The following is a 24,061-nucleotide window of genomic DNA, read 5'->3' as shown; positions in this document are numbered from 1 at the left end:
CATGGAACCCATAATTAAAGTTATAATTCCAGCATATAACGAGGAAGATTCGATAGCTAAAGTAATAAAGGATATTCCCGAAATTGTAGATGAGATAATTGTAGTTAGCAATAATTCTACTGATAATACAGAATTAAATGCTAAAAATGCCGGGGCAACTGTACTTAAAGAAAACAGAAAAGGATACGGTTATGCTTGCTTAAAGGGAATGGATTACATTGCTGAACAAAGTGAGAAACCAAACGTAATTGTTTTTCTTGATGGTGACTACTCAGATTATCCAGAACAACTTACCGAAATAATAGCTCCTATTGTAAATCAAGATATAGATTTTGTAATTGGTTCACGTGTGCAACGACTACGTGAAAAAGGTTCTATGACACCACAGCAGGTGTTTGGTAACTGGTTAGCAACATTTTTAATGAAATTGTTTTTTGGTGCTAAATTCACAGATTTAGGTCCCTTTAGAGCAATTAAGTATAATAAGCTACTAGATTTAAACATGGAAGACAAAACATATGGTTGGACGGTTGAGATGCAATTAAAAGCAATCAAAAGAAATTATTCCTATGTTGAAATTCCTGTAAAATATAGAAATAGAATTGGCGTTTCTAAGGTTTCTGGTACAGTAAAAGGAACTATATTAGCAGGCGTAAAAATTTTAAGTTGGATCTTTAAATACAGTTTTAAATAATGATTCTCGAATACATTATTATTAGTTTATACAGCATCTCTTTATTGCTGGTTTTCATGTATGCATTAGCGCAATTAAATTTGTTATTTAATTACTTGTCTTCTAAGAAAAAAATAGATGAATCAGAAACTTTTGATTTATCTAAAGATGAAGAAATTCCATATGTAACAATTCAATTACCAGTTTATAATGAATTGTATGTTATGGAGCGTTTATTGGATAACATCGCGTTATTAAAGTATCCTAGAGAAAAATTAGAAATTCAGGTATTGGATGATTCAACAGATGAATCTGTAAATTCCACTGCTGAGCATATTAAAAAACTACAAGCAACTGGTTTAGATATTCAACACATTAGAAGAGAAAATAGAGTTGGATTTAAAGCAGGAGCTTTAAAAGAAGGGTTGAAAATAGCAAAGGGTGAATTTATTGCCATATTTGACGCCGACTTTTTACCAAAACCGTGTTGGTTAGAAAAAACTGTACTTTATTTTAAAGATCCAGAAATTGGTGTTGTTCAAACACGTTGGGGACATATCAATAGAAATTATTCAACCTTAACTAAAGTTCAAGCTTTTGCTTTAGATGCGCATTTTTCATTAGAGCAAGTTGGAAGAAATAGTAAAGGTCATTTTATCAACTTCAATGGAACTGCTGGTATATGGCGTAAAGAATGTATTATTGATGCAGGAAATTGGGAAGGAGATACATTAACAGAGGATTTAGATTTAAGTTATAGAGCACAATTAAAGAAGTGGAAGTTTAAATATTTAGAAGATGTTGTGACTCCTGCTGAATTACCTGTAGTTATTAGCGCTGCTAGATCTCAACAATTCAGGTGGAATAAAGGTGGAGCTGAGAATTTCCAGAAAATGCTAGCGAAAATTATTACTAGTAAAAACGTAAACTTCAAAACCAAAATACATAGTGTTTTACACTTGTTAAATAGCTCAATGTTTACATGTATATTCTTAATGGGAGTTTTAAGTATTCCTATGTTATACATTAAAAATGAATACGCGCATTTAAGAGTTTATTTCATTGTAATGAGTTTCTTCGTAACCAGTACCATTATTTTCTTTATTTGTTATTGGTTCATGTACAAACGAACATTTGGTGGAGGAATTAAAAGTTTTATAAAATATATAGGAGCATTTTTTACATTCTTCTCTATTGCCATGGGATTCTCTTTACATAACACCATAGCTGTATTAGAAGGTCATTTTGGGAAGAAGAGTGAATTTGTTCGTACCCCTAAATTCAATATAAAATCTTTAAAAGATAGCTGGAAGAATAACAAGTATATTAAGAAACGACCATCTTTAAATGTAATTATTGAAGGAATATTGGCGTTATACTTTGCTTTTGGTTTATATAGTGCATTTATAGTTGGTGATCAGGGTGGTGATTTCGGACTTTTCCCATTTCATTTAATGCTTTTCATAGGATTTAGTTACGTATTCTTTAAATCAATTTTTTCTAAAGCGTAATAATGTTCAACACAAACAAAAGATTTATTCTCGTTTTAATTACAGTAATCTCTTGTTTGTTGTATTATTTTACAGCTTATCATTTAGAAAGAACTTCCTTTAATACACTTATTTTAATTTGGACGGTGTTATTTGGTGGATATGCTATTCTTTTAAGGAATAACTATTCGTTTAAACATCTGGCTGCTATAGCAGTATTATTCAGATTATTGTTTTTGATTGCTATTCCTAATTTATCTCAAGATTTTTATCGATTTATATGGGACGGAAGGATGATTTTAGAAGGAATGAATCCTTATATATTCTTACCCGAAAACTTTATCAAAAGTGGTTTCTTACCAGTTGAACAAGCAAAAGAGTTGTATGAAGGTATGGGACCAATGAATGGAAGTCATTATACCAACTACCCTCCTTTAAATCAATTATCTTTTTTAATTGCAGCATTATTCTCAAGTAAATCCATTTTAGGAGCCGCAATTGCAATGCGCATTCAAATTATACTCGCCGATATTGGTATTATATATGTAGGAGCGAAACTATTAAGAAGGTTAGGCAAAAACCCAAGTAATATATTTCTTTATGCTCTAAACCCTTTTATTATAATTGAATTGACAGGGAATTTACATTTCGAACCTGTTATGCTATTTTTCTTAGTACTCTCCTTATACTTATTCCATAAGAAAAAATGGATTCTATCAGCATTTATGCTAGCTTTCTCGGTAAGTGTTAAACTTATTCCATTATTCTTTTTGCCTATTTTCTTAAGACGTTTTTTAATTAAAAATGGCAAATTAGAATTGGAAGGAAATGCTGTAAAATTATTATTATTCTACAGTATTGTGATAGCAACAACCATTGTCCTTTTCCTTCCATTTTTATCAGAGTTTTTAATTCAGAGCTATAGTAATTCAGTTGGTTTATGGTTTAGATCTTTTGAATTTAATGCTAGTTTCTACTACGTTTTTAGAGAAGTGGGATACTTATTTAGAGGATACAATGAAATTGCCGTTATCGGGAAGATTTTACCTACTCTAAGTGTTCTTTTTCTTCTTGGAGTAAGTCTATTTAGAAAGAACACTTCAACAATAGATATTATCACTTCGATGCTTTTAGCGTTGTCTTTTTACTATTTCATGTCAACTACAGTTCATCCATGGTATTTAGCAACACTAATTATACTTTCTGTTTTCACTAAATACAAATACCCATTAGTGTGGTCTTTTGTAATTATATTAAGCTATCAAGCTTACGCAAATACGCCTTGGCACGAAAACTTATGGTTCGTTGCTCTAGAATATGTAGTTGTATTTGGATACTTAATTTATGAGCTAAAAAAACCCACTCAAAGATTGAGTGGGAAAAATTGCTATGAAAAAGAAAAAGAAAGTGGTTTATAACCACAAAGCAAATATATATTATAATTCTTTTGATGCAAAAAAAATTAACATTAAATTCTTATTTTTTTAACCTCACTTTGTTTCCATTAAGTTCGTAGGTTTCAGATGTTTCCGGACAAATCGCTATACCATTTTTGTTAAAATTTAATCGATGTCCATTTTTACTTACCCAGCCAATTGGTTTCGACGGGTTTCCTACCACTAATGAAAAAGGCTCAACATCTTTTGTTACAACGGCTCCAGCTCCAATAAGGGCATACTCTCCAATTGTAATACCACATATTATTGTTGCATTAGCACCAATACTTGCTCCTCTTTTTACCAATGTCTCTTTAAATTCGTTTTTTCTGTTGACAGCACTTCTTGGGTTTATAACGTTTGTAAACACCATAGAAGGTCCTAGAAATACATCATCTTCACAATTTACACCTGTATAAATAGATACATTATTTTGAACTTTTACATTTTCACCTAGAACTACATTAGGTGAAACCACAACATTCTGTCCTAAATTACATCGTTTACCAATAATACTGTTTGGCATTACATGACTGAAATGCCAAATCTTAGTTCCTTCACCAATTGAAGAACCTTCATCTATTACTGCAGTTTCGTGTGAAAAATAATTTTTTGCTACGCTCATATAACAAAATTAAAAAACTCAATCGAATGATTGAGTTTTTTCTAGTTATTCTACCATAAAGCTAATTGGTAGCATATATTTAACCTTTACGGGTTTATCATTTTGAATTCCTGGTTTAAACTTAGGAATCTTTTTTACAATTCTACTGGCTTCTTTCATCAACCTTGGATGAGGAGCTTTTACTCTAATGTCCACAACGTTTCCATTTTTATCAATAACGAATTGAGTATAGATACTTTTCTTCCCACTAGACAATCCTAATTCATTAGCTAAGTCAGCATTGAAATGCCTTCTAACTAATCGTTTCATTTTTTTCTCGAAACACTTTCTATTCTCTACTTCAGATAATCCTTCGCAACCTTTAAAAACTGGTGCTTTCTGAACGAAATTCATACTTACAGGATCATCAGACTTATCAACTTCCTCCGGAATATCTACTTCATAGATATCGCCTTCATTAATAACAACCTTATCCTCTTCTTTTGGAATAAGAACTGTTTCCTTGATATCTTCATCGTTCTTTACTTTATCTATCGGTTCATCAAGAATTACTCTTTGTTGTCTCTGTTGTTGTTTGGGTTGTTCAACTACTTTCTTTTCAACTACAATTTCTCTTGGTATGTGATCTAAAATCAAAACCTCTCTTGAATCATCGTGATTAAACACTGCTGTTTGTTTACCTTTTTCCGTCTGATGTTCTAAGGTAACAAAAACGACAAATAGCACTAGGACTAAACCCAATTGCATAAAGATGTTGGAAAACTTTTCAAGCTGTTTTCTTGGATGTTTTTTCAACTTTTTCATAATGTAATAGTTTTAAATTAGAATTATTTAAGTCCAAAAAACATGCCACAAAAAAAGCAGCTCGAGTGAGCTGCTTTCTTATATCGTTTTGTAAAATACTATTCTACGTTGAAAGTAATTGGTAATGTATAACCTACTCTTACCGCTTTACCTCTTTGTCTACCAGGTTTCATTCTAGGTAATTTCTTAACAATACGCTCTGCTTCCTTTTTTAATCTTGGGTGCGGAGCTCTTGCTCTAATACTAGTAATACTACCGTCTTTATCAATTTTAAATTGAACGAAAATTCTTTTCTTACCTGAAGGTAATCCTAACTCGTTAGCCAATTCAGCATCGAAATACCTTTGAACGTGCTTACGCATTTTTTTATTTAAACAATCTTTCTTTTGTTGATTGCTTCCAGTACATCCAGGGAATACAGGTACATCTTCAATAATAGAGAAAGGTACATCTTCAACAACTTCTTCCTCCTCTACTTCTTCAACAATCTCGTCAACCTCTACAGCCTCTGATTCGTCTGTTTCAGTAGATTCAATTACTGTTTCTTCGATTTCCTTATCATCCTCAACTACCTCAATTTTCTCTGGTGTTGGTGGTGGTGGAGTTGCAGGCGGTGGTGGAGGTGGAGGTGGTGCATTAATCACTAATGTTTCATCTTCAATCTCATTTCCTAAGTCTGCTGATCCTAATTCACCGTAACTTTTATCGTAAGTTTTATGCTCAATTGCTACATAAGTAACAAATAAAGCCAAAACTAACCCTAGCTGAATGAACAACTTACTGTAGTTTTCAAGGTTAAATTTTGGATTTTTCTTTATTTCCATCCTAAAAGTTTTTATAAGGTCTGCTAATTTAAGTAATTTATTTCGACTTTTACAAGCTATTTAACAATTTGAATTGCTTTTTTTCAATGAATTTGAAAACCATAAAAGCTAATAAAGCTCCAAATGTATTGGCCAACATATCCATGTAATCAAAAGTTCTGTAATTCGTCAATTCAGATTGCAACACTTCTAAAAGAACACCATATAACGCAACTGTTATTACAACTACAACTTTAATGTCTCTTTTTATGAACGTAAGAAGCCATAAAAAACCTAAAACGAAATAAGCTATAGCATGCTCAATTTTATCTAAGTAAGTGAAACTAATAGGTTGTTTCCCTATTTTTATTAAACTCAATATTGCGATAATTATTGTAACAGCAATTGCAAGGTATAGGGAATTACCCTTCAATAATCTTTTTATAAGCTTCAGCATCTAATAACCCTTCTACTTGAGCACTATCAGAAATATTAACCTTAATCATCCATCCTTCTCCGTAAGGATCAGAATTTACTAATTCTGGCTCATCTTCTAATTTTTCATTAAACTCAACAATCTCACCAGTTAATGGCATAAATAAATCAGAAACTGTTTTTACGGCTTCAACAGAACCAAACACTTCTTCAATTTCTACTGTTTCATCTAAGGTATCTACATCTACATAAACGATGTCACCTAACTCACTTTGTGCAAAATCAGTAATACCAATAATAGCAACATCTCCATCAACTTTAACCCATTCGTGGTCTTTAGTATACTTTAATTCAGCTGGAATATTCATTTTGTAATTTTATTTAATATGGTTTTAAATTTTAGTTTCCTAAGTTATAGACTAAGTTAAATCCTGCATTAATAGATTGACGCGGGAAATTGGTAGAGATTGCATAATCAAATGTGTTATGATTATAATAGAAAGAGGCTCTTAAATTACTATTCAAGTTGTAATCCGCTAAAAACTTCAATCCAAATAATCTTTCTCCACCAGTAATTTGGTTATTTTGTTCGTCTACAGATCGAATTAATGTTAAGTTATCTCTAAGTGAAACATCGGCTCTAATATTAATATCTCCTTTTAATGTTTCTTTCTTACCGGTAATTCTTGTTACCATTTTAACATCTTTAATTCGGTATCCTAAACCAAAAATATACTCCGTTCCTTTAATATCCGTTAACGTGTTATTATTAAAATTCAACGTTAAACTTCTATCCTTCTTAACTTCTCCTCTTAAAGAGAACGAATTTCGCATTTTCATATCCACTTTAATAAGCGGTGAAAATTCGTCTATTAATGTTGCCGACGAAATTAATAATTCTGGTTGATAATTCCCTGAATTATTTGTTAAGCTTAAATCTCCACTATCGTACTGTAAATTATTAGTAAAATTAGCAATAGTATAAGACGATTTATAGCTATGAGATAATGTAAATGATGAGAAATTCTTCTTGAACCACTTGAACTTCATCAATCCGTTATATCTCATTGTCCAGTTTGGTAATGGAATGTTTTTGAATATACCAGTACTGGCTGAATTTACATCTGTACCTGAATATGCCGCTAAGAATGCTGGTAACATTACTTGCTGACCATTTGTTTTATATCCTGCATTCGTAGTATTGGCTGGATCAATATCATTTGGTAATAATGGATTTTGACTTCCAATTCTATTCGCAATAGTAGCTCTGTTGTCTAAGAAGTTTTGATATAACTGATCTCCATCAGTAAACATAGTTCCTAACATAAAGTGACTAATACTATAATTTCCAGTTTCAAATGCTCTTAATGCAGGGTTTTGTTCATAATCATTATTATTCGTTGGATCACCTCCAGGTCTTAATATAACATCTAATTGTTGTGTAACGTTTGATGTTTTAATTCTGTTTCCTCTTAAATCAATCGTAAGATCCTTGACTGGCTTAATAGAAATGTTATAATCTAAATTATCATTTCTCGTTCTTCCATAATTCTGATTGAAATATTCTGCATTTGCATCTCTAGTGATTAACCAACCATTAGAAATTGCCTGACGTAACATATCAGTTTGACTACCGAAAACAAATCCTAATGTTGGAGCCAAACTTCCGTCAAAATTACTTCTTCCTAAGAAACCTACCGATGGTCTGAATCCTTGCAATAAAGTACCACTTTCTCTAGAGTAATTAATTTTGGCTCTCTTAACTGAAGTTAATACATCATAAGTACCTTTCAATAATTTCTTTCCAAAAGATGCATTCTTTTTAAGTTTTATTGGCTGACTCTTTGTTGGTTTACTTCCTAATGCTACTCCTTTTTTCTTAGCACCTGCTTGACGTTTATTCTTTTTAAGGAATAGCTTTTCTAAGCCTATAGTTTTATAAAAACGTTTAAAGTCAATTGTTGCACCAATGGTATGCTTATTGGCATTCTGAATCATATTACCAACTTTATCTTCAATACTTACTTCTAAATTCGTATCAGGATCTGTTATCAAACTTCTAGAAGAAGCTTGCCAATCGAAATCAGCCGTATATCCGTAGTCCGAACTAATAAAACTTAAATATGGTAATTTGTTAATTGGAACTTTATATGTTGCATTTAGTGTTTGGTGATATTGATTTCGACGTCCAAACGTAAAGAATTTATCATAAATTCCAAGTTCTTCATCTTGTCCGAAACCATCATATATATAGTTATTCGTAGCGTTGAAATTTAATTGTAACGATTTTGTTAAATCGAACGCAATGGTATAGTCCCAATCAAATAAGAACCTACGCTGAATTAATTCCGGCTGAGCTGTCAATCCTGCAACTTCAATTAAATTCCTTGATTGCTGAAGATTATAATTTCGATTAATTTTTGAATTGATCGCTATATTTTTAGGAACTGGATTAAAGTTTAAATCTTTAATAAACTTCCAGTATTTACTCTTCAATTTCTGTGATTTCTTGAAAGGTTCAATAACAAAAGGACTAAAATTAAAATTATAGTTTAATCCCGCCATTAAGTTTTGATTCACGAAACGCTCAATATTATAATCTTTATGGAACTCTTCGCTAAAAGAATAAGACATCGCTAAGTTTTCAACGTCATAGAATTTAGGCTTTTTATCGCTTTTAGGATTTCTATTTTTCTTTACATTAATAAAACTTATACTCTTTCTTCTTGTATAATCCTGGGCATTTTCAGCATTTCTTTTTGCTTGATCTGAACCTCTTGATTTGGCATCGATAAGAGCCACATCTTGATATTGAGGATCGAACTTTGGATCAATAAATTCTTCCCCATAACTATAACTCATCGGTACTTGCATGTTCCATTTTTTAGGCATCATTTTACCTAACTGAACATTGGTCGATACATTATATTGTTTTTGTTCTTCTAAACTTCTTTCTTGAACTCTTTGATCTACATTTCCAAATCCTACTGTAGACATTCTACCCGCTAATGATAAATCAATTACATCGGCAAAATTTGTATCTGCATTAACTACAGCTGCCCAACCTCCTTGGTTGTCAAATCCTACAGCACGTAATTCATTGAACCATACTTCAACACTTCTATCGTTCAAAGTAGTATTTTTTACACCTAACATTACTGTTCTAATCTGTGCTAGAGTAGGATTTCCCTTTACTCTTATGGTTAAACCATTTGTGGCTGTTCCAGAATAAATATCACCTGCAGAAACACCAGCACCATCTCTATCTAATTTTAATGTCGCTAATTCCGGCATTAAAATATCTAAATTATTTTCTTCCGGCCAAACATCCAATGATGATGCACTTGATGTTGATAAAATTAAAGGTTTTTCAATTTCGTAGTAGTTTTCATTTAAATCAGTTCCTAATCGAATCGTTGCAACCATATCTCCATTTGAAACAACTTTTCCAGGAACCTCTTCTGCATGTAAGAACATTCTTAAATTTTTGTATCGACGTAAATCGATACTGATATTTTTAAAGATTGCTCTCGATTTTCCTGGAGGTAAATCATTTACCGTTATTGTAGAAGATTGCTCGTTCTGACGTTGAATTCTATTCGTTCCTTGTAATTGCTCTCTTGTAATTCCTGGAGGTAATTCATAACGATCATCATTTTGCTCAATACTAACAACTCCTACTTCGAAATTATTTAATTGTGCATTATCCAAATCTTCTTCAGGAACTGTTGGATCAAGTGTTCTTGTATATCGTCTCCAATCTCCACGAACTAATTCTAATTCTGCAAAACGCATTACAACAGGCATATTAAACTCTGTTAAATACATACGCATAAAACGAATACTATTAAAATCTGTAATTCCTCCAACAGCTTGAGAGAATCCATTTCTTACTGGGATTCTGAATTGATACCAAGTAGTACTTCTAGACTCACCATTTGGTAACGTAATTGGTTCTGATTTTACATCTACGATAAAATTCGATCCTTGCACTAAGTCATTTCTATTTAAAGAAACCTCGTACTCGAAATAAGAACTAACTGGATTCATAGTTTGATCTCGGTTCAAATCTTCCGTATCAGGATACGTAGAACCAGAAGTTGGAAAATCTTCTCCTGACTGATCAGTTGTAGGTGAATTCCCTTCAGTACCATTGTAATTTTTATAACGAGTTATGACTGATGCATTCGCAGCATCTAATTCTCCTCCTCTAAAAAATTGGAAGTTATCACCAGAGATATCATCAATATTTAATCTGCTTACATCAATGTTTATTGGCAAGCTTGGATCTGCATTAATTCTGTCAATTAAACTACGTTCTTGCGAATCTGATAAACCATCTAAACCAATATCTTGCTGTGTTCTTTCATCAGGATCGGCACTAAACGCATATAAAATCGATGGGTTTCTAGGAATAGTACCCATATTTGTATCCACTTGAGGTGCTGGATTCTGGGTTGTTGGCAATCCATTTTCAAATTGCTTTTGAGAATCACGTAAAATATCCTCTGAAATATTTCCTAAATTGATGAATAACTTTCCTTGGTTAATTGGATTTTGTGGATCGATACCCGCTGGTAATCCTTCGGCTTCTGTAATAGAATATCCTTCATATGGATCCATTAACCAGAACTGAATATATTCAACATTTGCTTGCTCGAAATTATTTGTTGTAGTTAAGGCTCTCATAATTCCTCCCCAGTTTTCACCTGGATTGGTAAAAGTACCATCAGCATTTAACTCAGTTGCTTCCGTATTAAAGTTATATGGACCTCTTTCATTTGGGAAGTAAGCTAAATCTAAAGTTCTAACCAAATTTAATTGAGTAATATCTAAATCTGTATTTGGAAATAATTCAGAAAAACTAATTTGACGAACCTCATTTCTAGATAACTCGATATCATTAATATTCGAAGGTCTGTTTGTACTATTAGAATAGAATAATTGATCAATACTATACCAAGAAATCTTTCCCCTTTTAAAGTTATATCTTGGATCATTTGTTGCTTCAGCAAAATCTTGTGATAATGGAGAACTTGCTAGAAACCACTGCTGCGGAGCATTTAAATTAATTGGAATTTGAGTTGCTTCGAAATCATCTAAGTAAGACGTAGCTGTTCCGTTAACATCAATTCCACTTGGAGATCCTGGTAGTAAATACGCCATATCAGCTCTAACAGAAATATTCGAAGGTGCATCTGTTTCAACAAAAGGAAGCTTATTTGCTAATTTGGTGAAATACGGAACTTCCGAAGAGAAATCTAAATTAAAACCTAACATGATATTATCAATAGGCTCTGCACCAAAATTTACTTTTGGAGTAATTGGTCTTTCACTAACATTTAAAAATGTTGCTCCCAGTATAAAATTCTCTTTGATTTTATGTTCAACATCAATTCCTAAGAATGTTTTCCTTTGCTGATTAAAGAATGTATTATTCTCAACCGATGCATTAATTGGAACTCCTGATGCTTCTAATCCTGGATCTAAAATAGTAACCCTTCCTAATTGATAATCTACAACATAGTCAACTCCCTCAACTAAGGTTCTTCCTCCAGCAGAAACTCTTACCGATCCTCTTGGAATATTGAAAGCACCTAATGAAATACCTCTACTTGTTTCTGATTTAAAATATCCTTTCAGGAAAAACTTATCTTTATTTTGAAACTCGTTCTTCGCTTGAATCTTGGTTGTTAGATATAAATCATTGAATAAATACTTTTCCCTATCATTTACTATATTAATTCCCTTATCTATTAAAGTTTGATCAAAGTCTATCCCGAAAGGCTCGGCGCTAGGAAAATAAATTAATCCTTTAGCTGAATTTACTGTAATACCCTCAATAAAATCAAAGAAACCATCTCCACCATCTACTTTAAACTGACTCTGATCTAATTTATCAATATTAAATAAATTGATTAATGTTGTTTTTCGAATGTTATTATAATCTTCTGTATTATTTAGATCATTAATATTTTGAAGAGTATTTTGTAAAACACCTGTCTCATCATCACGATATAATAATTCAAAACGGAACCCCTCTTGACGTAACGGATATGCACCTAAAGCATATACGTTTTTCATCATTAATCTCCATGTTGGAGCCGGAATAAAAGTTGGTGGATTATTTGTTCCTATTTCTCTTTTTGTTGTTAAGATTTCACTACGTAATAACTTAACAGCAATATTTGCCGGAGCATTAATTCCGTCATTAGAAAATTCTCCTACCTTGAAAATAGTTTCATTATTATTCGCTCCTACAACTGTATACTCATAAGCTACAGCTAATACTTCACCATCATTTAATCGTCTATTTAACGAAATAAAACCTAATTGTGGGTGAAGCGTATACTCATTAGATTGTAACTTTCTAGCATTCTGCAGATAGGAATAATCATTTCCTTGAACCATTTCTACTGGAACAGATGAATCTAAAGTACCAACATCTCGAATTCCTCCTGTAGTTACAGCTAATAAATCATTAATATCATTTACTGCATTATATGGAATTGGAGTGTTTTGTACACTAACTGGGTTTGCAACTACATCTACATAGTTCTCTTGTGGAACACCAGTAGATAAATTAGCACTTACCATATTCTCTAAATCCGATTCTCCTAAATCGGCAAAAGCTACAATACTTCTAAAATCAGTTACGTTCTGATTTCTATTGGTAATCCAAACTTCAATTCGGTTGATATTAATTGGACTACTAACTAACGGATAGTTCGCTAAAGCTTTACTATAATTCTGTCTAAAATATTGAGATAGGAAAAAGTGACGATCATTATCATAATCCGTTACTCGTAATTCAAAAGGTTCAATTACAGCTCCTCCTTCTGCAACTACATTCCTAGATTGTGAATTTTGTTGCGAAAATGCAGTTCTAATTGTAGTTTTTCCAAATTGAAAATCCGCACGAACTCCAAATAAAGCTTGCGCACCATTAATTAATGAGTTCTTAATAGGTAAGTTTACGTTACCTGCATCAATCTTTTGTATAATATCATCTTCCGTTGGTGTGTATTCAACTTTAATGATATTTTGAAAATCGAAAGTAGATTGTGTATCATAGTTGGCTGTTACTTGTAAACGCTTTCCAACTTTAGCCTGAATACTCGCACTAATTTGCTGATCAAAGTCAAAAGTAAAACTACTCTGATTCTCTACAGATATTTGAGGGTTTTCTGTATTCTGATAAATCCCTCCTAATTTTATACTTATTTGTCCTGTTGGAATTACCTCAACTTCATTTCCTCCAAAAACGTTTTCGAAGAATTTGGAATTGACGTAATATTTAGGAAGTAAATTTTTTCTTTTTTTATCGTTACCTTTTTTATTTGGATTTGCAGCATCAACTTTTTCTCTGAAATATGCTTTTAAATCGTTTTTCAATTTATACTTATCATACTCGCGTGGAGTTAAGAATATTGGAGTTCCAACAACATAATCTCCAATTTTTTCAACAATAACAAACTTATTTATCGACTTATCATAACGAACTTGAATATCGGTTGGATTATTTAAAAAAAGATGTCCTTTTTGGTTAAAGTTGAAGTTATACTTTAAAGGAATACTATCTTTTTTTGCTGGAATAGAATCTTTCTTATTTGAATTCTGAGCAAATGAAACAACACTTACTAATATAGCAAGTGCTGTAAAAAATCTATTACGAAAATGTTTTCTCAACTTCTTTTACAAGTTTTTAAGTGCCTTTTTTATCAGCTCTTCCACAGTTGCTGATGGCGATTCTTTTAATATGTTGGTTATTACCTTATCTGACTGTTTTCGGGCAAATCCTAAAACCTCTAATGCAGATAACGCTTCTTCTTTGTTAGTATTGCTCTCAGTTACAGAAACTTCATCAATATCAAAGGTTTTTAAGATTTTTTCCTTTAAATCGATGATTACTCTCTGTGCTGTTTTTGCTCCTATTCCTTTAACCGACTGAATCAATTTCACATTTTCAGAAGCAATAGCTTGTTGCACGTCTTCGGCACTCATGGACGAAAGCATGGTTCTTGCTATACTTGGACCAACACCTGAGACAGAAATTAATAATTTAAATACTTCTCGTTCTACTTTATCAATAAAACCATACAAAGTATGTGCATCTTCTCTAATAGAAAGATGTGTGTATAGTTTTACATTTTCATCTTCTGGAAGTGATCCATATGTATTTAGAGAGATATTAAGTAAGTATCCTAAACCATTACAGTCTACCACAACATAGGTAGGATTTTTCTCTACTAATCTTCCTTTTATTTGGGTAATCATTTGTTTCTGTGTAACCGACGCCTAAAGTAGCAAAATTTTTAGGATTGTAAAACCCGTATTTTCCTACTTATTAATTGTTTAAATTTCTCTTCTCTCTTTCCTGAGCATCTACAACTGCAACAGCAGCCATATTCACCATTTCATCTACACTTGCATCAAGTTGTAAAACGTGTACTGGCTTACTTAAACCTAATAAAATTGGTCCAATTGATTCTGCTCCGTTTACTTGTTTCATTAATTTATAGGTAATATTTGCTGACTCTAAATTTGGGAAAATTAGCACATTTACCTTTTTACCTTTCAATTTAGAAAAAGAGAATTCCTTCGACAATAACTCTTCATTTAATGCAAAATCTGCTTGAATTTCTCCATCAACAACTAAATCCGGATAATGTTCGTGCATATACTCAACAGCCTCACGAATTTTAACAGAAGTCTCAGACTTAGTTGATCCAAAGTTAGAGAAACTTAACATGGCAACATTTGGCTTCATTCCAAACATACGAGCTAAAATGCTTGTGTAATGCGTAATTTTAGCTAGCTCTTTCGCATTTGGATTAATATTAATCGTGGTATCCGACAAGAACATTGGCCCTTGTTTGGTAAGCAATAAATTCGTTGCTGCTACTTTTAAAACACCTCGATCTTTTTCTATCAATTCTAAAATTGGTTTCACCACTGATGGATAAGGACGAGAATAACCTGTAATTAAACCATCTGCTTCTCCTTCATTTACCATCATTGCTGCAAAATAGTTACGCTCTCGCATCCATTTTTGAGCTTCCAATAAGGTAATTCCTTTACGTTGTCTTGTTTTCCAGAATTTTTCAGCAAATCTCAATCTTCTTTCTTTCTCTTCTGGAGTTTTAGGATCGATAATAGTTACATCAGCCTCAAAACCTAATTCTTGCTTTAATTCTAAGATGATTTCTTTATTTCCTAAAAGAATTGGAATTCCAATTTTCTCATCATAAACTCTTTGAGCTGCTTTTAAAACATCTAAATGATCTGCTTCTGCAAATATTATTTTCTTAGGATTTGTACGAGCTCTGTTATGTAAAATTCTAACTTCTTTACTTCCAGAACCTGATCTATCCATTAAAGTATCTCTATAACGATCCCAATCCTCTATAGGTTGCTGTGCAACTCCACTATCCATAGCTGCTTTAGCAATTGCTGGTGGAATTTCATAAATCAATCTAGGATCAAAAGGTTTAGGAATAATGTATTCTTTACCAAATGAAAGACTAATTTCATCATAAACAATATTTACTTGTTCCGGTACCGATTTCTTAGCTAAATCTGCTAATGCATGTACGGCCGCCATTTTCATTTCTTCATTAATCTTAGTTGCTCTAACATCTAAAGCACCTCTAAAAATAAATGGGAAACCTAATACATTATTCACCTGGTTAGGATTATCTGATCTACCTGTTGCCATAATAATATCATCACGAGTAGCAACTGCTAAATCGTAAGAAATTTCTGGCTCAGGATTTGCCATTGCAAATACGATAGGATTTTTAGCCATTGATAGTAACATCTCTGGGCTCACCACATTTCCTTTTGATAATCCAATGAAAACATCCGCATTGTTCATTGCTTCTTCCAAACTATCTACATCTCTATCAGTAGCGAATTCAGCTTTTTGTTCTGTTAAGTTTTCTCTACTTTTTCGGATAACACCTTTACTATCGCACATGATAACGTTCTCTCTTTTAGCTCCAAGAGCTAAATATAAGCGAGTACATGAAATTGCAGCAGCTCCTGCTCCATTCACAACAATCTGAACATCTTCTATTTTTTTCCCATTAATCTCTAATGCATTTTTTAATGCAGCAGCCGAAATAATTGCTGTTCCGTGCTGATCATCGTGCATTACTGGGATGTCTAATTCTTCTTTTAATCTTCTTTCGATTTCAAAAGCTTCTGGTGCTTTGATATCTTCAAGATTAATTCCACCAAATGTTGGAGCAATAGCTTTTACAGTTTCAACAAACTTGTCAATATCCGTTGCGTCTACCTCAATATCAAAAACATCAATATCCGCAAAAATCTTAAAAAGAAGACCTTTACCTTCCATTACTGGTTTTGATGCTTCAGGACCTATATCTCCTAATCCTAAAACTGCTGTTCCGTTTGAAATTACAGCTACTAAATTTCCTTTAGCAGTATATTTGTACACATTCTCTTTATTTTTTGCTATTTCTAAACACGGTTCAGCAACTCCTGGAGAGTAAGCTAAAGATAAATCGTGTTGAGTGGCATATTTCTTCGTCGGTACTACCGATATTTTTCCTGGTGATGGTTTAGCGTGGTATAGTAAAGCCTCGCGTCTTTTGCGTGATTCGCTCATAAACTTTTTAGCTTAATTGTGAATTGACAAATATAAGGTTTGTTATTTAGTATCATAATTTATTGGGAAATGATAAATATCATTTTGCATTATTCTATTCTTAACAAACTTTGTAGTACTAAAATTAAATTATCCGTTATGAACATTACTACCCCCGTAAACATTGTAGACGAAGAAGTTAAGTGGAACAAAAACAAAACGATCGTCAGTAAAACAGACACATTTGGAACCATACTATACGCTAACGATGTTTTTTCAGAAGCATCTGAATTCAGCACATTAGAACTCATTGGAGAACCTCATAATATCATTCGACATCCAGACATGCCAAAAGTTGCTTTCAAACTATTATGGGAAGCCTTAAAACGTGAAGAGAATTTTCATGCTATAGTAAAGAATCTTACTAAAAGCGGAAAATACTATTGGGTGATTACAGACTTTACAATAGACAGAGATGAAGATGGACATATTTCTGGTTACACCGCTAGAAGAAAGTCTGTACCGCAAAGTGTGGTTGATAAAATTGAACCTTTGTACAAAACCTTGCTAGATATCGAAAAAACCAAGGGTGAAAAGGTTAGCGAAATGTATTTTCACGCATACTTGAATGAAGAAATTGGAAAATCGTACGATGAGTTTGTAGTTGATTTATTCGAGGAGGAATCGAAAAAAGAAAAGAAAATATTAGACAAAGCAAAACGAATTAAAGGATTACAATGGTTTTTCTTTAGTGACTATGAATAGAAAAACTTTTAGTAAAACTCAAATTCAACTTTGAGTTTTACTTCTCTTTTAAGAAGCTAATATTTCTGGTTAATCCAGCAAACTTTGTTCGTTTAACAGCTGACTTTTTAAACACTTTTCGAAACGTTTCTTCTGTTAATTCTTGCCAATCTCTTTTATCCATAGTCAACATTGGGTCTTTTGGATTAAACAAAGGTTCATTATGAGGCTCTGAAAACCGATTCCACGGACAAACATCTTGGCAAATATCGCAACCAAACATCCAATCTTCCATTTTATCCTTAAATCCAGATGGAATATTATCTCTTAACTCAATGGTTAAATACGAAATACATTTACTCGCATCTAAGTTATTATTCGGTAAAATTGCATCAGTTGGGCAAGCATCTATACATCTCGTACATTTACCACAATGATCGGTTGTAAAAGGTTGATCATACTCTAACTCCAAATCAATAATTAATTCAGCCAAAAAGAAAAATGAACCTTGTTTCTTCTGAATCAACAAGGTGTGTTTTCCATTCCAACCTAAACCAGCTTTCTCCGCCCATGCTCTTTCTAAAACTGGAGCAGAATCAACAAAGCAACGACCATTGATTTCTCCAATCTCTTCACGAAGACATTCTAGCAATTCAAAAAGCTTATTTTTAATGACATGATGATAATCTTCGCCATAAGCATATTTAGCCAATTTGTATGACCCTACTTGCTGCTCTTCTTCCGGGAAATAATTGTAAGATAATGATATAACAGATTTTGCTCCTTCAACTAACAATCTTGGATCTAATCGTTTATCAAAATGATTTTCCATGTACTGCATTTTTCCATGGTAGTTGTTTTGTAACCAATCTTCCAATCGAGGAGCTTCTTCTTCTAAAAAATCAGCCTTTGCAATACCACAGGCTAAAAAACCTAACCTACTGGCATGCTTCTTAATAAGACTCGAATATTGCTGTGTTTTTTTCAAAAAAAGAAACTATTTATTAACCACAATATTACTGATAACTTTTAACTTTGTTGTTAACATTTTTCACTCAATAAAATACCCCAACATACGTTTTAACTCAAAAGTAACAGTATCATGAAAAAAATTGTAAAAATCGTTGTCTCAATTGTACTTCTTCTTGTAATTGCTTTGGCTGCAATTCCTTTTTTATTCCAAGATAAGTTGGTGGCCTTAGTTAAAGAAACAATTAATAACAATGTAAATGCAAAAGTAGAATTTTCAGATGCTAACTTAAGCTTACTAAAAAACTTCCCAAAAGCTTCTGTTGAATTAAAAAATGTAGTTGTAACAAATTTTGCTCCTTTTGAAGGAGATACTTTAGTTTACAGTGAAAACATTCAATTAAAACTAAAACTTACAGAAATATTCAAAAGTGCTAATAGTCAATTAAATATTCAATCTTTTTCTATAGATAACACTTTAGTGAATGTGCTTGTAGATGAAAAAGGTAATGCCAATTACGATATTGCAAAAAAAGACGTTAACGTAGCTTCAGATACAAAAGAAGAAACAGAAAAAGCATCATCAAGTAATTTTAAGTTGTCTTTAAACTCATACGAGCTGACTAACGCAACTATAAAATATACGGATAAACAAGGAAAAATGAATGTTGTCCTTTCTGATTTTAATCATTCAGGAAGTGGTGATTTTTCTCAAAAAACAACTGAGTTAGACACCAAAACTACAACCAGCATAATATTTGAAAAAGACGGAACTAAGCTAGTAAACAATCAACATTTAGATTTAAACGCTGTGTTGGCTTTAGATTTAGAAAACAGCAAATATGCTTTCCTTAAAAACGAAGCACATATCAATCAATTACCGCTAATATTTGATGGTTACGTACAATTAAACAAAGATGCTAGCCAGGAAGTTCATGTAAACTTTAAAACGCCTTCTTCGGATTTTAAAAACTTTTTAGCCTTAATTCCTGAAGAATATGCTAAGAATATTGCTGATGTAAAAACTTCAGGTGATTTTAGTATAGTGGGTAAAGTTGATGGAAAAGTAACTGAACAAACAATTCCAACAATTGACATTGCAATTACCTCTACCAATGCTTCATTTAAATACCCAAGTTTACCTAAAAGTGTAAATAACATTCACATAGATACTCAAATTAAAAACGCTACTGGAAATGTAGATGACACTTATGTTTCTGTAAACAAATTAGCTTTTAATATTGATGAAAATAAATTCAGTGGAAATGCGAGAGTAAGTAATCTTACCAAAAATCCTTACATCAATACCACTCTTAATGGTAAACTAGATTTAAGTCATATTAACAAAGTATATCCAATAGAATTAGAAAATGAATTGAGTGGAATTATTAATGCTAATCTTACTTCTAAATTTGATATCGATGCTGTTCAAAACAACAAATATCAACGTATAAAAAATAGTGGTAAATTAGAAGTTACTGATTTCTTATTTAGTGGAAAGGAAATGGCAAACCCACTAAAAATCAACAGTGCTAAAGTTGATTTTACACCAACAAAAGTTTCACTAACTAATTTCAATGCTGTTACAGGAACGAGCGATTTAAAAGCCAATGGAACTATTAACAACTTAATGGGATTCTTACTTTCAGACAAAAATTTACAAGGAACCTTTAACTTAAATTCAGATTCTTTTAAAGTGAGTGATTTCATGACAGATAATAGCACTACTGGAACTGAAACTCCTAAACAAGAAGAGACTTCTGAAACTGAAAAACCAAAAGAGAACTTAAAAATCCCAGCATTTTTAGATTGTGTTGTTAATGCAAATGCTAAGGAAGTTTACTACGATAATCTTAAGTTAGAAAATGTAAAAGGAACTTTAATAATTAAAGATCAAAAAGCAACTTTAAAAGGAGTAAATGGAGGAATGTTTGGTGGAAATATTGCTTTAAACGGAGCTGTTGACACCAAGCCAGAAAAATCTGTTTTTGATGTTGATATGGGAATAAAATCTTTCAACATTAGTGATTCATTTAAAAACATAGAATTGTTTAAAATGTTATCTCCTGTTGCAGATGTTCTCCAAGGAAAACTAAATACAAACATTAATCTTTCAGGAAGTTTGAAAGATGATTTCACTCCGAATTTAGCTTCTGTTTCAGGTAAAGCACTGGCAGAAATTTTAGCTACTAATGTAGAACCTAAAAATTCTAAAGCTTTGAGTTTGTTAGATCAAAACTTAGGTTTTGTAGATTTAAAGAAACTTGATTTAAAGGATATTAAAACCAACTTATCTTTTGATAACGGAAAAGTAAACGTAAAACCATTCAAGTTAAAATATCAAGATATTGATATTGAAGTAGCTGGTAGTCACAGTTTAGATCAAGTAATGGATTATAATGCAACGTTTAATGTTCCTGCGAAATATTTAGGATCTGAAGTAACTGGTTTATTATCGAAATTAAATAGTACCGATCAGAACGTTTCTGTACCAATTACAGCAAACTTTTCAGGGAGTTTCACAAATCCATCTGTTAAAACTGACTTAAAATCCGCGGTAAGTAACTTAACAACACAGTTAATTCAAAAGCAAAAAAACAACTTAATTGACAAAGCTGTTGGTGGATTATTAGGAGGTAATAAAGACAACAAATCTTCAGCTACAGGTACTGATAAAAAAGGAAATACAGTAGATAAAGTTAAAGACGTTTTTGGAGGAATATTCGGTAAAAAGAAGAAGAAAAAGAAGGACGAATAATCAAAAATATTCTTTAACATTTTCTAAGGAAAAAGTAATTTCTTTTTCATTTATGTTTGCCGCATGAGTTTTTAAGTATCAGGTAGTGAGTCTTTTTAGGCACAATAATTGATGCTTCTTGAACTAATTTGAAAAATCTTTGTTTGTAACAAAATTTGATGTTTTTCGTCATTTGTTACAGATTTGGGTGGATTCAAAAAAGTAAAGCTCAAAACTAAACCAAAACCAAGTTGATGAAAAACATTACTACGCTATTTTGCTTATTTCTAATTTCCACTTTATGCTCTTCAATTACTGCCCAAATTAAAGGGAAAGTTGTAGACAAAAACAATCAACCACTTCCTTTTGTGAGTGTGTATTTACAAAACTCTTTAAGTGGAACCACTACTAATGATAATGGTCTTTATATTCTAGAAACAAAAAAAACTGGAAAACAAACTGTCGTATTTCAATTCTTAGGGTTCAAAACCTTAAAAAAAGAAATTCAGATTGATAGTTTTCCCTTCGAATTAAACGTAAAACTTAGTGAAGAAGAAGTTCAATTAGAAGAAGTAACCGTTAATTCAAATGAAAATCCAGCGAACGGAATCATTAGAAAAGTAATTGCTAACAAAGAAAAAAACACTGATAAATCAGGTCAATATACTTCAGATTTCTACTCTCGTGGATTATTCAAAATTAAAAATGCTCCAAAGAAAATCTTAGGTCAAGAAATAGGAGATTTAGGAGGTGGATTAGATTCTACTCGTAGTGGAATTATTTATTTGTCTGAAACTGTCTCTAAAATTTGGTTTCAGAAAAGACCTAAAAATTTCAAAGAGGTAATTGTAGCTTCAAAAGTAAGCGGACAGGATAATGGAATTTCATTTAACCGAGCTCAAGATGTAAATTTTAATCTGTATAAAAATTTAGTTCCTGTTGCCGACGCCAATATATTTTCACCAATATCAAACTATACATTCAGTTATTACAAATTTAAACTAGAAGGGACTTTTTATGATAAGAATGGAAAGTTAATCAGTAAAATTAAATTGATTCCAAGAAGAGAAAATGATCGTGTTTTTGGTGGATATATTTATGTAGTAGAAGATGATTGGGCAATATACGGAGCAGACTTAACCATTAACGGAGAACAAATTAATAATCCTGCAATTGATGTTTTACATATAAAACAAAACTATAATTATGAACCAAACTCAGGAGTTTGGGCTTTAATTCTTCAAACTATTGATTTTAAAGTTGGATTATTTGGGTTCAACATAAACGGAAGATTCTCTGCTTCATATTCTAATTATAATTTTAAACCAACATTCTCTGAAGATACATTTGGTAAAGAAATTTTGTCTTTTGAAGATAATGCAACAAAAAAAGATTCTGTGTATTGGAATGATTTAAGAAGTGTTCCTCTTACTCTAGAAGAAAAAAGAGACTATGTTATAAAAGATAGCATTAAGGTAGTTCGCAAATCAAAAAAGTACTTAGACTCTATTGATAACAAATCAAATAAATTCACATTGCTTTCTCCAATCTTAGGATATTCCTATAACAATAGTTATGAGAAATGGTCTGTAAGTTATGATGGACTTTTAACCAATACGCAATTTAATACAGTACAAGGGTTTAATATAGATACTAGAGTTACGTTCTCTAAAAGAGTAAATGATGAAGGAAAAAGGTGGAATGTTAGCGCAGGTTTGAACTATGGATTTTCTGATAAACGATTACGACCAACAGTTAGCTTTTATAAAAAATGGAATAACATAAGTCGACCAAGATTATCCATTTCTGGAGGTGTTGACGTTGTTCAATTTGATCAAAGAAACCCAATAAGCAACTTCAACAATACTTTGTATTCTTTAATAGATAAAACTAATTATGCAAAATACTTTGAAAAGACTTTTGCTGCCGTTAATTTTTCTCAAGAAGTTACACCAGGAATTGATGTGTACACCAGTTTAGAATATGCCGATAGAAAACCTTTGGAAAATACAACTGACTACTCTTTTTTTAGTAGAAGAAAGACTTTTGAAACCAATAACCCAATTGATCCATCCAATACTTTACCTGCATTTACAGAGCATAGTATTTTTAAGGCTCAATTAGCTGCAAGTTTTAGTTTTGGTAGTAAATATATTAGCTATCCAAAATCTAGATTTACGGTTACCAACTCAAAATATCCAACATTAACTGTAGGGTATAGAAAAACATTTGGTTCTGATAATTCAGAATTCCATTCAGACATGTTCTTTTCTAGATTACAACAAAATGTATCCCTTGGAAACATTGGTACTTTTGATTACAATGCAAGAGCTGGAGCATTTTTAGAACAAAAGAATATTCCTTTTATGGATTTCTACCATCCTCTTGCCAATGAAATAGATTTAGCTCCAGCAAATAGATTGAGTAGTTTTAATATCATGCCTTATTACGCGTTTAGCACAAATGATAGTTACGCTGAGATACATACACAGCATAATTTTGAAGGGTTTATTTTGAATAAAATTCCATTGTTAAATAAACTGAACTTTCATACCGTAATTGGAGCCAAAAGTTACTTCTCTGGAGGAAGAAAGCCATATACTGAGTATTCTATTGGACTAGACAATATTGGATGGGGTAAATGGCGTTTTCTGCGTTTAGACTTTGTACAATCTAACTTTAACGGACAAAAGGAAAATAGATTACTATTTGGAATTAGTTTGTTTGATTAAT

15 protein-coding genes are annotated in these 24,061 nt (G+C 31.9%); 6 read left to right on the top strand and 9 right to left on the bottom strand.

Annotated features, from left to right (window positions below; genetic code table 11):
• Nucleotide 1: 1 nt before the first annotated feature.
• Genes ABNT61_RS13020 through ABNT61_RS13010 form a run of 3 tightly spaced genes read left to right on the top strand, consistent with a single transcriptional unit; the run spans nt 2 to nt 3,581 of the window.
• The gene (locus ABNT61_RS13020) at nt 2-694 is read left to right on the top strand and encodes a glycosyltransferase family 2 protein (RefSeq protein WP_348743547.1); all 693 of its coding nucleotides are present in this window, start codon (nt 2-4) and stop codon (nt 692-694) included.
• Nucleotides 694-2,184: a cellulose synthase family protein gene (locus tag ABNT61_RS13015; protein WP_348723249.1), complete on the top strand. Its 1,491-nt coding sequence runs from the start codon at nt 694-696 to the stop codon at nt 2,182-2,184. The genes ABNT61_RS13020 and ABNT61_RS13015 overlap by 1 nt, the downstream gene beginning before the upstream one ends.
• A gap of 2 nt (nt 2,185-2,186) precedes the next feature.
• Entirely contained in the window at nt 2,187-3,581 is a 1,395-nt protein-coding gene (locus ABNT61_RS13010; RefSeq protein ID WP_348743546.1) for a mannosyltransferase, read from the top strand.
• 58 nt (nt 3,582-3,639) lie between these two features.
• Here the strand turns inward: ABNT61_RS13010 and ABNT61_RS13005 are convergent, their stop codons facing one another.
• The 8 genes from ABNT61_RS13005 to ABNT61_RS12970 all read right to left on the bottom strand — a co-directional run bounded on the left by ABNT61_RS13005 (nt 3,640) and on the right by ABNT61_RS12970 (nt 16,899).
• The gene (locus ABNT61_RS13005) at nt 3,640-4,224 is read right to left on the bottom strand and encodes an acyltransferase (protein WP_348743545.1); all 585 of its coding nucleotides are present in this window, start codon (nt 4,222-4,224) and stop codon (nt 3,640-3,642) included.
• 45 nt (nt 4,225-4,269) lie between these two features.
• On the bottom strand, nt 4,270-5,028 hold the full coding sequence (locus ABNT61_RS13000) for an energy transducer TonB (protein ID WP_348743544.1): 759 nt from the start codon (nt 5,026-5,028) through the stop codon (nt 4,270-4,272).
• A gap of 98 nt (nt 5,029-5,126) precedes the next feature.
• Nucleotides 5,127-5,852 carry an energy transducer TonB gene (locus ABNT61_RS12995; RefSeq protein WP_348741103.1) on the bottom strand — a complete coding sequence of 242 codons (726 nt, stop codon included), beginning with the start codon at nt 5,850-5,852 and terminating at the stop codon, nt 5,127-5,129.
• A gap of 49 nt (nt 5,853-5,901) precedes the next feature.
• Nucleotides 5,902-6,210, bottom strand: a complete 309-nt coding sequence (locus ABNT61_RS12990; protein ID WP_348743543.1) for a VanZ family protein — start codon at nt 6,208-6,210, stop codon at nt 5,902-5,904.
• A gap of 43 nt (nt 6,211-6,253) precedes the next feature.
• A complete protein-coding gene (gcvH, locus tag ABNT61_RS12985) occupies nt 6,254-6,634 on the bottom strand; it encodes a glycine cleavage system protein GcvH (RefSeq protein WP_348710515.1) in 381 nt (126 codons plus the stop codon).
• Between the two features lie 31 nt (nt 6,635-6,665).
• A complete protein-coding gene (sprA, locus tag ABNT61_RS12980; protein ID WP_348743542.1) occupies nt 6,666-13,955 on the bottom strand; it encodes a cell surface protein SprA in 7,290 nt (2,429 codons plus the stop codon).
• Between the two features lie 6 nt (nt 13,956-13,961).
• A complete protein-coding gene (gene ruvA, locus ABNT61_RS12975) occupies nt 13,962-14,543 on the bottom strand; it encodes a Holliday junction branch migration protein RuvA (RefSeq protein WP_348710518.1) in 582 nt (193 codons plus the stop codon).
• A 70-nt stretch (nt 14,544-14,613) separates the two neighbouring features.
• On the bottom strand, nt 14,614-16,899 hold the full coding sequence (locus tag ABNT61_RS12970) for an NADP-dependent malic enzyme (RefSeq protein ID WP_348743541.1): 2,286 nt from the start codon (nt 16,897-16,899) through the stop codon (nt 14,614-14,616).
• A gap of 138 nt (nt 16,900-17,037) precedes the next feature.
• On the opposite strand from ABNT61_RS12970, the gene ABNT61_RS12965 reads away from it, so the two are divergent.
• The gene (locus tag ABNT61_RS12965; protein WP_348710521.1) at nt 17,038-17,643 is read left to right on the top strand and encodes a PAS domain-containing protein; all 606 of its coding nucleotides are present in this window, start codon (nt 17,038-17,040) and stop codon (nt 17,641-17,643) included.
• A 37-nt stretch (nt 17,644-17,680) separates the two neighbouring features.
• Here the strand turns inward: ABNT61_RS12965 and queG are convergent, their stop codons facing one another.
• Nucleotides 17,681-18,610 carry a tRNA epoxyqueuosine(34) reductase QueG gene (gene queG / locus ABNT61_RS12960; RefSeq protein ID WP_348743540.1) on the bottom strand — a complete coding sequence of 310 codons (930 nt, stop codon included), beginning with the start codon at nt 18,608-18,610 and terminating at the stop codon, nt 17,681-17,683.
• A 114-nt stretch (nt 18,611-18,724) separates the two neighbouring features.
• Here queG and ABNT61_RS12955 point away from each other — a divergent pair, with 114 nt between their 5' ends.
• Both ABNT61_RS12955 and ABNT61_RS12950 read left to right on the top strand, forming a co-directional pair.
• A complete protein-coding gene (locus tag ABNT61_RS12955; protein ID WP_348743539.1) occupies nt 18,725-21,349 on the top strand; it encodes an AsmA-like C-terminal region-containing protein in 2,625 nt (874 codons plus the stop codon).
• 233 nt (nt 21,350-21,582) lie between these two features.
• A complete protein-coding gene (locus tag ABNT61_RS12950; RefSeq protein ID WP_348743538.1) occupies nt 21,583-24,060 on the top strand; it encodes a DUF5686 and carboxypeptidase regulatory-like domain-containing protein in 2,478 nt (825 codons plus the stop codon).
• Nucleotide 24,061: the final 1 nt, after the last annotated feature.

This window comes from Tenacibaculum sp. 190524A05c (assembly GCF_964036595.1).
Lineage (GTDB): Bacteria > Bacteroidota > Bacteroidia > Flavobacteriales > Flavobacteriaceae > Polaribacter > Polaribacter platacis.
The sequence above is the reverse complement of the archived record's forward strand: the minus strand, read 5'-3'. Positions and strand labels throughout refer to the sequence as shown.